General features: G+C 65.7%; 11 protein-coding genes. 8 read left to right on the forward strand and 3 right to left on the reverse strand.

Going from position 1 to position 12,340, the window contains the following annotated elements:
• The first annotated feature begins 73 nt into the window (after nucleotides 1–73).
• The 4 genes from GD628_RS13750 to GD628_RS13765 all read left to right on the forward strand — a co-directional run bounded on the left by GD628_RS13750 (nucleotide 74) and on the right by GD628_RS13765 (nucleotide 4,973).
• A complete protein-coding gene (locus GD628_RS13750; protein WP_152275099.1) occupies nucleotides 74–1,573 on the forward strand; it encodes an MFS transporter in 1,500 nt (499 codons plus the stop codon).
• A gap of 147 nt (nucleotides 1,574–1,720) precedes the next feature.
• Nucleotides 1,721–3,181: a glutamate/gamma-aminobutyrate antiporter GadC gene (gadC, locus tag GD628_RS13755; RefSeq protein ID WP_091608490.1), complete on the forward strand. Its 1,461-nt coding sequence runs from the start codon at nucleotides 1,721–1,723 to the stop codon at nucleotides 3,179–3,181.
• Nucleotides 3,178–3,624, forward strand: coding sequence for a hypothetical protein (locus tag GD628_RS13760; RefSeq protein WP_091608492.1), 447 nt, complete (start codon nucleotides 3,178–3,180; stop codon nucleotides 3,622–3,624). Before gadC ends, GD628_RS13760 begins: the two co-directional genes overlap by 4 nt.
• Nucleotides 3,625–3,626: 2 nt before the next feature.
• On the forward strand, nucleotides 3,627–4,973 hold the full coding sequence (locus GD628_RS13765) for a dipeptidase (protein ID WP_091608495.1): 1,347 nt from the start codon (nucleotides 3,627–3,629) through the stop codon (nucleotides 4,971–4,973).
• Here GD628_RS13765 and GD628_RS13770 read toward each other — a convergent pair whose 3' ends face one another.
• Nucleotides 4,974–5,819, reverse strand: a complete 846-nt coding sequence (locus tag GD628_RS13770; RefSeq protein ID WP_152275100.1) for a class II glutamine amidotransferase — start codon at nucleotides 5,817–5,819, stop codon at nucleotides 4,974–4,976. It lies immediately after the preceding gene.
• A gap of 213 nt (nucleotides 5,820–6,032) precedes the next feature.
• Between GD628_RS13770 and GD628_RS13775 the strand changes: the two genes are divergently transcribed.
• Both GD628_RS13775 and GD628_RS13780 read left to right on the forward strand, forming a co-directional pair.
• Complete coding sequence (locus tag GD628_RS13775; RefSeq protein ID WP_091608500.1) at nucleotides 6,033–6,695, forward strand: Type 1 glutamine amidotransferase-like domain-containing protein; 663 nt, start codon at nucleotides 6,033–6,035, stop codon at nucleotides 6,693–6,695.
• 28 nt (nucleotides 6,696–6,723) lie between these two features.
• Entirely contained in the window at nucleotides 6,724–7,746 is a 1,023-nt protein-coding gene (locus tag GD628_RS13780; RefSeq protein ID WP_152275101.1) for a protein kinase domain-containing protein, read from the forward strand.
• Here GD628_RS13780 and GD628_RS13785 read toward each other — a convergent pair.
• Entirely contained in the window at nucleotides 7,743–8,468 is a 726-nt protein-coding gene (locus GD628_RS13785) for a hemerythrin domain-containing protein (RefSeq protein WP_152275102.1), read from the reverse strand. The genes GD628_RS13780 and GD628_RS13785 overlap by 4 nt on opposite strands.
• Nucleotides 8,469–8,830: 362 nt before the next feature.
• Between GD628_RS13785 and GD628_RS13790 the strand changes: the two genes are divergently transcribed.
• Nucleotides 8,831–10,171: an APC family permease gene (locus tag GD628_RS13790; RefSeq protein ID WP_152275103.1), complete on the forward strand. Its 1,341-nt coding sequence runs from the start codon at nucleotides 8,831–8,833 to the stop codon at nucleotides 10,169–10,171.
• 21 nt (nucleotides 10,172–10,192) lie between these two features.
• On the opposite strand, the gene poxB is transcribed toward GD628_RS13790, so the two are convergent.
• Nucleotides 10,193–11,911: a ubiquinone-dependent pyruvate dehydrogenase gene (poxB, locus tag GD628_RS13795; RefSeq protein ID WP_091608507.1), complete on the reverse strand. Its 1,719-nt coding sequence runs from the start codon at nucleotides 11,909–11,911 to the stop codon at nucleotides 10,193–10,195.
• A 201-nt stretch (nucleotides 11,912–12,112) separates the two neighbouring features.
• On the opposite strand from poxB, the gene GD628_RS13800 reads away from it, so the two are divergent.
• A complete protein-coding gene (locus tag GD628_RS13800; RefSeq protein WP_152275104.1) occupies nucleotides 12,113–12,316 on the forward strand; it encodes a hypothetical protein in 204 nt (67 codons plus the stop codon).
• Nucleotides 12,317–12,340: the final 24 nt, after the last annotated feature.

Raw genomic sequence — 12,340 nt, forward strand, 5'->3', positions numbered from 1 at the left:
CCACTCCCGCGGCGAAAGCACCTGACTTACCGTTGCAGGAGGGTGTGGGGCCGGGTTGAGGAAGGACGAGGCGATGGACGACGCCGCGAAGACCGGGAGCCGGGCAGGAGGGGTGCTTGCAGCTACCTGCATTTCCACCCTGGTAGTGAACGCGAATACGTCGGCCGTGAGCATCCTGTTACCGGCCATCTCTGCGGATACCGGCACGTCAGTGGACATCCTGCAGTGGGCAGTGACCGGCTATTCGCTGGTCGGCGCGGCGGTGATCGTCACGTCCGGTTCGCTCGGCGACGTCTTCGGACGCCGCCGGGTCTTCCAGATGGGACTGCTGCTGTTCGTCCTCTCCTGCGTCATCATCGCGCTGGCTGGTACGGGCGGAATGGTCATTGCCGGCCGACTCATTCAGGGTGCGGCTGGAGCGACAATCCTGGCCTGCGGAATGAGCCTGCTTTCAGTGGCCAACTCCGGCGACGCGCAGCTGAAGGCAGTGTCCCTTTGGGGTGCCGCAGCAGCCGTCGGGGCCGCTGCGGGACCGCTGGCGGGCGGGTTGCTGGTTGATGCCACGGGCTGGCAGGGACTGTTTTGGATCGACGCCGGAATCGCCGTCGTGTGCATTGTGCTCACTGCGGCCACCGTTGGTGAATCCCGGGATCCGAACCGGGCGCAGACCATCGACTACGCGGGCACTGTGCTGATCGCGCTGACGCTGACACCCCTCATTCTCGGCGTCTCCATGAGCGGTGCATGGGGCTGGTTCTCGGTCGCCACGCTCGGCTGCTTCGCGGTCATGATTGTTGCCGGCTACGCTTTCATCGCCGTCGAACGCCGGGTGGCGGTTCCGCTGCTGGACCTTTCACTGCTCCGAAACCGTGTCCTCGTTGGTTCGACAGTCGCCATCCTGATTGGCGCAGGAACCATCAACGCACTCATGTACCTGCTGAGCCTTTACTTCCAGGACCCGGCCACCCTGGGATTCAGTCCGCTGCAGGCAGGCCTCGCAACCCTTCCCGCCACCGCGGGGCTGGTGATCGTGGCTCCGCTGGTGCCCCGGCTGGCAGCGCAAGTGGGTGGCAGGCAAACGGTTGGCATCGGCTTCGCGCTGACCACGGCCGGCTTCGTCATTGTCGGTTTCGCTGAGTCGACGTGGGCCTATCCCCTGTTCCTGCTGCCGCTCGTTGCCATCGCCGTGGGAATGGGCCTCTCGAACGGCCCGGCGTCGTCGGCGGCCACCGCGGCAGTGCCGGGAAACCAGGTGGGCGGCGCGTCGGGGATCTCCAACATGGCCCGCTACGTCGGGGCGGCAGTTGCCACGGCACTGGCCGCCACCATCTACGGCAACGTCATCAGTGCCCAGACCGCGAACGGCGCTTCGAGCGGTGATGCCCTGGCCTCCGGCCTGACAGCAGCCGCGTGGGTGATGGCGGTATTCAGCTTCCTCGGCGTGCTGATGGCCTTCGTGATGGGGCGGCACCGGCGGGTCAAGGGCACCCTGCAGGATGCAGCCGCGTCAGCCGCAGCCACCACTTTCACTTTGCCAACAACTGCTACCGCCCGACCCAGCAGTATCACGTAACCATCTCTTTCCATCTCTGCCGGTCTCTTTCGGTTGACAAGGCTGGCCGCCCTCCGAGGCCGGTTTCATACTGAACTCATCATTAGGCTGGCCTACCTGATTCGGAGGCATTCTCATGACTGCGCACGCGATACCAAGTGAGTCACCATGAGCACCGCCGACATTCCGATAGACGGCTCAGGGTCGACGGCGGCGGCCCGGACCCGCCCCACCAGCACCCAGTGGATTTCCTGGATTGCACTGGCAATGATGACCACCAGTTCGGTGGCCAGCCTGCGGGCAGCACCCACAATGGCCGTCTACGGCCTGGCCTGCGTTTTCCTGTACCTGCTGCCTGCCCTGGTATTCCTGCTGCCCACCTCGCTTGTCTCCGCGGAGCTCGCTTCGGGCTGGACGGGCGGCGTCTACAAATGGGTTTCGGAGGGAATCTCAAAGCCCATGGGCTTCCTGGCCGTGTGGTGCCAGTTCGCCATGACCATCTTCTACTACCCCAGCCTGCTGGGGTTCGTCGCGAGTACGCTCGCCTATGTCATTAATCCCCAGCTCGCGAGCAGCGGGGTGTGGACGGCCTGCGTAATCATCGTCGTCTACTGGTCCGGTGTGTGGGTGTCCTCGCGCGGCACCAAAGGCGTGGCGGGGCTGGCCAGCGGCGGGCTGATCATCGGGACACTGGTTCCGGGCGTTGTCCTGGTGACCCTCGGCGTCGTCTTCCTGGGACAGGGCAATGAATCTGCGGCGCCAATGACCGCCGAAAATCTGTTCCCGGTCTGGGCCGGGCTCTCCAGTCTGGTGCTGATCGTCAATAATTTCCTCTCCTACTCCGGGATGGAAATGAACGCCGTGCATGTATCCTCGCTGAAGAATCCGGCGAAGGAATATCCCAAGGCGATGTTCCTGGCCATGGGACTGGTGCTCGCGATCTTTATCCTGCCCGCCCTGGCTATCGCTTGGATCGTTCCGGCAGAGGAGCTCTCCCTCACCGCCGGTGTCATGCAGGCGTTCGACGCCGTCTTCGCGAATTTTGGCTGGCAGTGGCTGACGCCGATCGTCGGGATCATGCTGGTGACGGCGTCCCTGGGCGGCATGCTCACCTGGCTGGCCGGGCCATCCAAGGGGCTGCTGCTGATATCGAGGCAGGAAGGTTACCTTCCGCCGTTCCTGCAGAAGCTCAACAAGAACGGTGTCCAGCAGAACATCCTGGTGGTCCAGGGAATCGTCACCACGGTGATCGGCCTGGCCTACGCGCTGCTGCCAAACGTTTCGAGTGCGTACTGGATTTTCTCCGTCATCACCACCCAGGTGTACCTGATCATGTACCTGCTGATGTTCGTGGCTGCGGTCCGTCTGCGGCAGAAGCACCCGGACCATCCGCGCGGGTTCCGCGCCCCCATGCTCCTGGGGCTGTGCGGTGTGGGCTTCGCGGCCTCCCTGGCGGCGCTGCTGGTCGGGTTCGTGCCGCCGTCGCAGTTCGCGTCCGGCAATCCGGGGATCTACGTCCTGATTGTTGGCGGCGGCGCCCTGGGCCTGGGCCTTCTGGTGCCGTTCCTGTTCTACCGGTTCCGTAAGCCTTCCTGGAAACAGGACGCACTGCCGGAGGTGGAGTCATGAGCACGCCGGTGGAGCAGCAGCCAAAGCGCGAGCGCACCTGGATCTACATCGTTGCGGTGGTACTGCTCATCGGCCTGGGGCTGTGGGCCGTGCTCGCTTTCGGGGCCGCCCGGCAATCTCGTGAAGCGGAGGAGAAGGCGGACAGATTCATCACGCTGGTCGAGGCCGCCGGCGTCCGCACCCCGGACAAGGACCAGGTGATCCGCATCCTGGGCGATGACGGAGGTGCGGCCTGCGCCAACCCGAATGCGGCACTCAGCCGGGCGACCCTGAACTCAATGCTGGCCAACGGCGCCACGGGCCCCGGCGCCAGGCCCGTGATTTCGGACCGCCGGGCGGTCCTGGGACAGCTGCTGATCATCGAGGTCTACTGCCCCGCCGAACTGGATGAATTCAAGGCGTCAATCGATGACCTGAAGACCGACGACGTGACGGGAACCTGACCATGGATCCACGGGAACGCGTGGCACAGCTGATGCCGCAGGCACATTCGGAACTGGCTGAACTCGTTGCGATCAAATCCGTAGCCGACCCCCGGCAGTTTCCGCCGGAAGAGTGCCAGCGGGCTGCTCAGTGGGTCAGGGACAGGTTCGCGCAGACCGGGTTCACCGATGCGCGGTTGGAAGAGACGCCGGACGGCAGCATGGTGGTTCTCGGGACCCGACCCTGTGCCGATCCGCAGGCACCCACTGTGCTGCTGTATGCCCACTACGACGTCCAGCCTCCGCTGGATGACAAGGCCTGGCGGACTCCCCCGTTCGAGCTGACGGAGGTGGACGGCCGCTGGTACGGCCGGGGCGCGGCGGACTGCAAGGGCAATATCGTGATGCACCTGGCCGCCCTGCGCGCGCTGGGCGAGAACATTCCGGTTAACCTCAAACTCGTCGTCGAGGGTTCCGAGGAGCAGGGCACCGGCGGGTTGGAGGCGTTCGTCGCATCCCATCCGGACCTGTTCCGTGCTGACGCGATCCTGGTCTGCGATACGGGCAACGCGGCAGTGGGTTCCCCGGCGGCCACGGTGAGCCTGCGCGGGATGGTCAATGTTGTGGTGACGGTTGAGGCGCTCACCTCGGAGATACATTCCGGGATGTTCGGCGGACCGGCACCGGATGCCCTCGCTGCGCTGGTCACGATCCTCGGCAGCCTCCGCGATGCGCACGGCAACACGACGGTGACCGGGCTGGAGAACAGCCGCCGCTGGGCCGGCGCCGCCTATGATCCGGAGCAGTTCCGCCGGGATGCGGGGGTGCTCGACGGCGTTTCGCTGCTTGGGGACGGCAGCGTCTCGGACATGCTGTGGTCACGGCCGGCCCTCACGATTCTCGGCATCGACTGTCCGCCCGTGGTCGGGTCCGCGGCGGCGATCGTCCCCCGGGCGGCGGCGCGGCTGAACCTGCGGATCCCGCCGGGCACGACGCCCGCTGCTGCGCAGGAAGCCCTTACCGCGCACGTGCAAAAGGCGGCACCGTGGGGCGTGCACGTCGCCGTGGATGTTGAGGCAACCGGGTCGCCCTTCGAGGCTTCGACGAACGGGCCGGCGTTCCAGGCCCTGGCTGCGTCCGCCCAGGAGGCCTACGGCCGCCCGATGACGAGCCTCGGCCAGGGCGGTTCGATCCCGCTGTGCAACGTATTCCAGGAGACCTATCCCAATGCGGAAATCATCCTGATGGGCGTGGAGGAGCCACAGGCCCTGATCCACGCTCCCAATGAAAGCGTGGCACCCAGCGAAATCGAGAACATGGCGCTCACCGAGGCGTTGTTCCTGGCACGCTACGGCGCTTCCACGGTTTGATCAGACCGCAGCGACGGCCGGAGCGGCGGGCTCAAACGGGTACTGTTCCTGCTCGCCGCCCCGGACGACGACGCACGTTGCCTCGGGCACTTCCTGCCACGCACCATAGAGGTCGCCCAGCGGCTCGCTGACCACCAGGCGGGAATCGTCCGAAAGCTTGCCGAGCAGTTCATGCTCCGGGTACTGCGCCTGCAGCGCGGCGACGTCGCTGCTGACGAAGAGTGAACGCGAGTTCCGCTCACTGGAGTACCGGAACGCCCAGGTCGTCTCTCCGTCGGTGGCCGCTACGGTCATTTGGACCGGATGCTCCACGCCGCGGCGCTGCCCGGCATCCTCAATGAAGCCCACGGCCTCGGCGACGGCCGCGCGCGGATCCTGCTCCAAGCCAAAGGTCAGGGCGAGGTAGAAGAACATTTCCGAGTCGGTGGATCCTTCTATCTCCGGATAGAGGCCAGGATCCACCGCCATGGCCAGGTCACGCTTGACCTGGGGAAAACCGCCGAGCACGCCGTTGTGCATCCAGAGCCACTTGCCGTGCCGGAAGGGATGGCAGTTCGTTTGCTGGATTGCGGTTCCGGTGGTGGCCCGGATGTGCGCGAAGACGCGGCGGGACGAGGCCTGCGCTGCCAGCTCCCGCAGGTTGCGGTCATGCCACGCGGGTTCGGTGCTGTGGAAGACGCCGGGAGTCGGTTCGGTGCCGTACCAGCCGACACCGAACCCGTCTCCGTTGGTGGTTTCAACGCCCAGGCGGGAGTGCTTGCTCTGCATCACCAAAGAGTTGACTGGTTTATACAGAAGGTCATCCAGCCGTACGGGTGAACCTGAATACGCTAACCAACGACACATGACGACTCCTTTGGATCGGGCCGTGACGGCGAGTCTGTGGTCCGAATGGCGGGCTTCACTCCGTCGCCGTGCTCGGGCCGCAGGGTTAGTGGACCACAGATGGTTCATCGGGTCCATACGCCCCCGAAACTTCCCGCCGGTTATGTCACCGCATCGATGCTCATCCGCCTTCCTGCCGCCTAGGGTCGGAGTAGCGAACCACCGAGGAGAACAATGAGACTTCTGCTGACCTCTGGAGGAGTGACGAATCCCAGCATCCGCTCGGCGCTGGAGGACCTGCTCGGAAAGCCGATCGCCGAGTCACGCGCACTCCTGATTCCGACGGCGCAGTGGGGGCATCCGCTGTGCGGTCCGGAGTCAGTCTCACGCTCAGTAGCAGCCGGTCCCGGATCCCAGAGCTTTGCCGGACTCGGCTGGGGTTCCCTCGGCGTCCTCGAGCTAACGGCACTGCCATCGGTCGGTGCGGACCGCTGGGTGCCGTGGGTCCGGGAAGCCGATGTCCTCCTGGTAGACGGCGGCGATGCAGCGTACTTGTGCCACTGGATGCGAGAGTCCGGACTGGCCGGAGTGCTGCCGTCCCTGGAGGATACTGTCTGGGTCGGGGTCAGTGCCGGGAGCATGGTACTGACCCCGCGGGTTGGGGATTCTTTTGTTGAGTGGCCGTCCGCAACGGATGACCGAACCTTGGGCGTGGTGGGGTTTTCGGTCTTTCCGCATCTGAACGCTTTTCCGGAAAACACCATGGCCCAGGCGGAGCGGTGGGCCGAGGGCCTCGGAGTCCCCTCCTATGCCATTGATGAGCAGACGGCCATCCGGGTGGTCGGAGGCGCCGTCGAGGTGGTTTCCGAAGGCGAGTGGCGGAGGTTCGGGGTGTAGCCGGACCATCTCGGCTTAGGCTGTCTGGATGACCGCTCGGGTGCACAAGGCCAACGCCGTCGCTTCGGCTCTCGCCGGGCTGGATGACTCCGGTGTACGGACGCTCGTTGAGAGGGCCAACCCGGTAGGCATAGGCATTGGCGGCACCACGAAGACGGCGCGCTTGGGCGGCACCACCGTCTTTATCAAGCTGCTGCCGCTGACCGGCGCCGAAGAAGCCGATCCCTGCTCTACCGAAAGCCGGCTCCGGCTTCCCTTCGTTTCGCACTACGGCATCGGAAGCCCTGCCAACGCCGCGGGCCGGGAGCTCGCAGCCCATCAGGCCACCACCGGGTGGGTTCAGGCCGGCCTGGTGGATTTCTTTCCGCTCCTGCTCGGCTGGCGGGTCCTGGATGCGCCGTGCGAGGCGGATCTCAGCGAGTTCGACGGCGATGCTCCACGCCGCCAGTGGGGACCGCACTGGCCGGAGGTCCAGCGCAAGATCTCCGCCATGAAAGCCGCGTCCAAAAGCATGGTGCTCTTCCTGGAGTACGTGCCCGGCACGCTCGGCGATCTGATCCGCCGAAGCGTAACGGAAGGCTTTGGGGCCGAGGTCTTTCCGGGGATTGTGGACCAGCTCCTGGAAGCCACTGCCTGGATGAACGCCCAGGGGTTTCAGCATTTTGACGTTCATCCCGGGAACATCCTTGTGCAGGACGGCAGGCTGCTCTACACCGACTTCGGCCTGGCACTTCACCGGGACTTCGAGCTCACCCCGGAGGAAGACTTCGGCATGCGGACCCACGACGGATTCGACCGCGACTCGGCCCTCATGCACCTGTTCCACTGGGTGTTGTTCGAACTTGGCTACATCTCCGGGGAAGCGCGGCTCGGACTGCTGCAGGCCGCTTCCACCGGCCCGAACTCCCCCGCGCTGGCCCCGGTCCGGGACGCCCTCGGGAGCGGGGCGGACCTGATTGCGCAGCATGCGGACACCGCCATCTACATCACCGAGATGTTCGCAGCCCTCGCGCAGGACGTGCAGGCGGGACGATACCGGCACTTGGCCTAAAGCGTGGCCGGAATTTCGCGGCCGGGAAAGAGCGTCGAATACTGCCGCCGGTACATCCGCCGTCCAACCACACGGTAGGCAAGCCGGACGGGCGCGGGAATCTCCTTGAACAGTTCCCTGCGGTCCTGGGGAGGATTCGTGGCCAGCACCATGCCGAGATAGCTCACGAGGAACCGCTCATCGAACTGGTCGATCCCGTGCTGGCCCACAGCGTTCATTTCCTTTTCGCTCAGCACCCGGTCCACCACGGGCATCACTTCGGTGACCTCACGGCGCAGGTGTACTTTCAGCAGCGTGGACAGCTCCTCATAACGTTCAGCGAGTTCTTCCCGGGTCGCGGCGTCTGCCGTCTCCATCCACCGCCGCCGAACCGGCTCGATCAGGTTGATGCGCTCAGTCACCTGCCGGTGGTGCTCCAGCATCTGGGCGATGTGCAGGGCACACCCCGGCGCCCGGCCGGCGAGCTGGGGATACATCAGCAGATCCTCGCCCTCGTGGTGAATGTGGAGGGTCCGGTCAAAGTTGCCCAGCACGTCCCCCACGTAGGCGGCGCGGGTGGCATCTCCGGAGGCGGTGGACCGCACCAGGCCGGGTGCTTCGTCGTAGGCCCACAGGAAAAACCGGTGAATGCGGCGCATGCCCGCCGTTCCGGTACACAGGACGGGCCCCGGAGGCAGCGGCGCCGCGGTTTCGCCGGGTTCAGCCGTGAAGAAGTCGGTCATGTGGATCATCCCCTAGAAAGTTCAGGCATGACCGGGCCGCCCCGGAAAATTTTAGATGTCCTGCGTTACTCCGCTCAACGGTTCTCAAAAACGAACTGCGCGAATTCCCCTGCGTTAGCCAAGGTCGCTGTCCTGAATGCGCCGGGAATCTTCGTTGTCGGGGGAAAGGAGTGCTGCCATGCGCCTACCCTAGCCAGCCGGCAGGGGCGGAGCCAGAGGCCGCGCAGCCGCGCCGCCTACCGGGACAACCCGTCTACCCGTTGCACCCGAACAGGAGCTGATTGGCCGGTGAAGACGAAATTCATTCCGGAAAGGCGCAAACCCCTCTTGTGCGGGGGCGGCAAAAGATCTCCAATAGCCCAATGACAAAGGACGCGGATAAAGCCACGGCAGAACCGCAAACCGGGTTGAAGCGGGCGGTTGGCACGCCGCTGCTGTTCGCGTTTATCGTCGGGGACACCCTCGGCGCCGGCATCTACACCCTGGTGGGGACCATGGCCGCGGACGTTGGCGGCGCAATCTGGCTGCCGCTGCTGATCGCCCTCGTGGTCGCGATGCTCACTGCGGCCACCTACGCGGAACTGATCACCAAGTATCCGCACGCCGGCGGCGCCGCGCGCTACGTTGACCGGGCCTTCGGGATCCCCTATCTATCCTTCATTGTCGGCTTCCTCATGATGGCGTCCGGAATCACCACGGCCGCCGCCCTCGCGAACGCCTTCGCGGGTGACTACCTGACGGCGCTCATCGATGTGCCTGCGGCTCCCGCAGCGGTCGCCTTCATCATCGTGCTCACCCTGATCAACCTGCGTGGCGTGCGGGAGTCGCTCACCGCCAACCTCATTGCGTCGATCATCGAAGTCAGCGGCCTGATCATCGTCATTTTCGTCGCCGGCGTCGTCTTCACCTCCGGCAACGGGGAGCCCTCCCGGCTCCTGGAGTTCGCGCCGGACATATCGCCCCTTGAAGGAGCGTTCGCCGCCTCCATCGTGGCGTTCTTCTCGTTCCTGGGCTTTGAGGCGGCGGCGAACATGGCCGAGGAAGTGCGCAAACCGTCCAAGTCATACCCCCGCGCACTGTTCGGCGCCATCGGCACGGCAGGCCTGGTGTACCTCCTCATCGCCATCGGCGCCGTGATCGTGGTGCCTCCGGCTGATCTGGCCGAGTCCACCGGCCCGCTGCTCGACGTCGTTGCCGCCAGCGGCGTCGGAATTCCGCCCTGGCTGTTCAGCCTGATCGCCCTGATTGCCATCGCCAACGGGGCACTGCTGTTCATGGTCATGGCCAGCCGCGTGGGCTACGGACTGGCTGAAGCTGAACTGCTCCCCCGCGCCTTTAGCCGCGTGCTGCCGGGCCGCCTCACCCCGTGGGTTTCGATTGTGGTCATAGCCGGCCTGACGATCATCCTCACCCTGACCGGGAACGTCGCCTCGCTGGCGGAAACCACCGTGCTGCTCCTGCTGCTGGTGTTCCTGTCCGCCAATGTCAGCGTGCTCGTCCTGAAGAAGGACAAGGTGGACCACGATCATTTCTCGGCACCGAGGTTCGTGCCGGTGCTGGCGATCATCGCGAGCATCGTGCTGCTCACCCAGCAGACCGGACCTATCTGGCTTGGCTCGGCAGCCTACGTGGTGGTCGGTTCGCTGCTCTTCGTCGCGGCACGGGCCCGGCGCAGGCGCGAGGAACGGGTGAGCACGGGCTGAGGTACGACGCCGGAACCCGGGTCAGAGCAGCTGGCGTGCGTTCGCCTTGGCGAGGTCGATGAGCTCGCGCCCGTTTCCGGCGATCACGGTCCGCAGCGCGTAGAGCGCAAAGCCCGTGGCCTGCTTCGCGTCGATCTTCGGCGGCATGGACAGCTCCTGCCGGTCTACCGCAACCGAAACGAGCGCAGGCCCGTCGTGCGCGAAGGCGCGGCGCAGTGCTCCCTCCAGGTCCTCCGGGCGGCTCACGCTTTCCCCGTGCATCCCCACGGCCTGCGCCACTGCACCAAAGTCCGGGTTCTCGAGTCCGGTGCCGAAGTTGACGATGCCCGCCGCTTTCATCTCCACCTCCACAAAACTGAGCGCAGCGTTGTTGAACACCACGATCTTGAGAGGCAGCTTGTGCTGGACTGCCGTCAGGAGCTCACCGAGCATCATCGCGAGGCCGCCGTCGCCGGCGAGGACCACCACCTGCCGCTTCCGGTCCACCGCCTGCGCGCCAAGGCCCAGCGGGGTGGCCGCGGCCATGGTGCCGTGCCAGAAGGAGCCGATCAGCCGCCGTCGGGGTCCAATGTGCAGGTGGCGGCTGGCCCAGATAACCGGAGTGCCGACGTCGGGCAGGAAGACCGCGTCCTCATCCGCCAGCTCGTCGATCAGGTGCGTGAGGTGCTGCGGGTGGATGGGGCCCGGCCCCTGCTTCTCCAGGTCATCGAGCTGGGCGCGGGTGCGCCGGTAGTGGTCCAGCGACTTCTCCAGGTGGGTGCGGTCCTGCTTCCGTTCGAGCAGCGGAAGCAGCGCCGCCGCCGTCTCCCGCACTCCGCCCACCATGCCCTGGGTCAGCGGTGCCCGGCGGCCAAGCTGCTCGCCGCGGATGTCGATCTGCAGGATCTTCGCTTTCTCCGGATAGAACTGCTGGTACGGGAAATCCGTGCCGAGCATGAGCAACGCGTCGCAGCTTTCCATCGCCCGGTATCCGGAGGCGAACCCGAGCAGGCCGGTCATGCCGACGTCGAACGGGTTGTCCCATTCGATGAATTCCTTGCCCCGCAGGGCGTGCACGATCGGCGCCCCGAGTGCGTCCGCGAGCGCGAGGACTTCCTCCCGGGCGCCCTCCACTCCGCCGCCGGCAAGGATCGTCACGTTTCCACAGGAGTTGAGCGTGTCCGCTGCTTCCTGGAGCTCGGCCGGCGAGGGAACGGTCACCGGGGTGGAGCGCCGGACCTCGGGCACCCGGTCGCTGACGGCGTCCTGCGACGCCGTGTCCCCGGTGAGCACGAGGACGGCGACGCCCTGTTTTTCGATGGCGGTGCGCATGGCGATCTCCAGCAGCCGCGGCATCTGCTCCGGGCTCAGCACCATTTCGCAGAAGACGGCACAGTCGCGGAAGAGTTCCGTGGGCCGGGTCTCCTGGAAGTACTGGCTGCCAATCTCCTCGGTGGGAATGTGCGCAGCGATCGCGAGGACGGGGACGCGGCTCCGGTGCGCGTCGTAAAGGCCGTTGATCAGGTGCATGTTGCCGGGCCCGCAGCTGCCGGCGCACACCGCAAGTTCCCCGGTCAGCGCGGCCTCCCCGGCGGCGGCGAACGCGGCTTCCTCCTCGTGCCGGGTGAGCATCCATTCGATGTCCTTCTGCCGGCGGACGGCATCGGTCACCGCGTTCAGGGAGTCCCCCGGGACACCCCAGATCCGCTGGATCCCGTTAGCTGCGAGGGTCTGGACGATGTTCTCGGCGATGGTGGCCATGGTGCTCCTCCGGTCGGCTCGGTTCACGCGTGGCCAGTCTAGGACCCCGCGCTCCGGCAGGGCCATCGTGGTGCGGCCGGCAGTCGGCGTTCCCGGTATGGCACCCGGTGAGACGTGCCCGTGGGACCGTTTGGCCAGCGCTTGCCACTGTGGCTAATGTTGAAATCTAAGTCTACTTATAGTCGAACCAGAGGATGCATTGTGACCGACAGGAATTCGAAGGGCTCCGAAGCCGAACCCAGGAATGCACTCGAGGACGCCGCCGCGAATCTCATGGAGAACCTCGGCGAGGACGTTCCGGACGGCAGCAGCAGCCAGGACCATTCCGATCCGCGCACCATGGGCTATTCGAACTTCGCGGAGGGCCTGAATGGGAGCAACGAGGGGTTCAAGGCCCAGCACTAGGGGGCGTAGCCGCCGAACAGGGCA

The organism is Arthrobacter koreensis (assembly GCF_009193255.1).
GTDB classification, from domain to species: Bacteria; Actinomycetota; Actinomycetes; order Actinomycetales; family Micrococcaceae; genus Arthrobacter_B; species Arthrobacter_B koreensis.

Bases quoted from the DNA above. Each gene is read 5' to 3' on its own strand.
- GD628_RS13750 (WP_152275099.1), top strand. From the start codon at position 74: ATGGACGACGCCGCGAAGACCGGGAGCCGGGCAGGAGGGGTGCTTGCA.
- gadC (WP_091608490.1), top strand. From the start codon at position 1,721: ATGAGCACCGCCGACATTCCGATAGACGGCTCAGGGTCGACGGCGGCG.
- GD628_RS13760 (WP_091608492.1), top strand. From the start codon at position 3,178: ATGAGCACGCCGGTGGAGCAGCAGCCAAAGCGCGAGCGCACCTGGATC.
- GD628_RS13765 (WP_091608495.1), top strand. From the start codon at position 3,627: ATGGATCCACGGGAACGCGTGGCACAGCTGATGCCGCAGGCACATTCG.
- GD628_RS13770 (WP_152275100.1), bottom strand. From the start codon at position 5,819: ATGTGTCGTTGGTTAGCGTATTCAGGTTCACCCGTACGGCTGGATGAC.
- GD628_RS13775 (WP_091608500.1), top strand. From the start codon at position 6,033: ATGAGACTTCTGCTGACCTCTGGAGGAGTGACGAATCCCAGCATCCGC.
- GD628_RS13780 (WP_152275101.1), top strand. From the start codon at position 6,724: ATGACCGCTCGGGTGCACAAGGCCAACGCCGTCGCTTCGGCTCTCGCC.
- GD628_RS13785 (WP_152275102.1), bottom strand. From the start codon at position 8,468: ATGACCGACTTCTTCACGGCTGAACCCGGCGAAACCGCGGCGCCGCTG.
- GD628_RS13790 (WP_152275103.1), top strand. From the start codon at position 8,831: ATGACAAAGGACGCGGATAAAGCCACGGCAGAACCGCAAACCGGGTTG.
- poxB (WP_091608507.1), bottom strand. From the start codon at position 11,911: ATGGCCACCATCGCCGAGAACATCGTCCAGACCCTCGCAGCTAACGGG.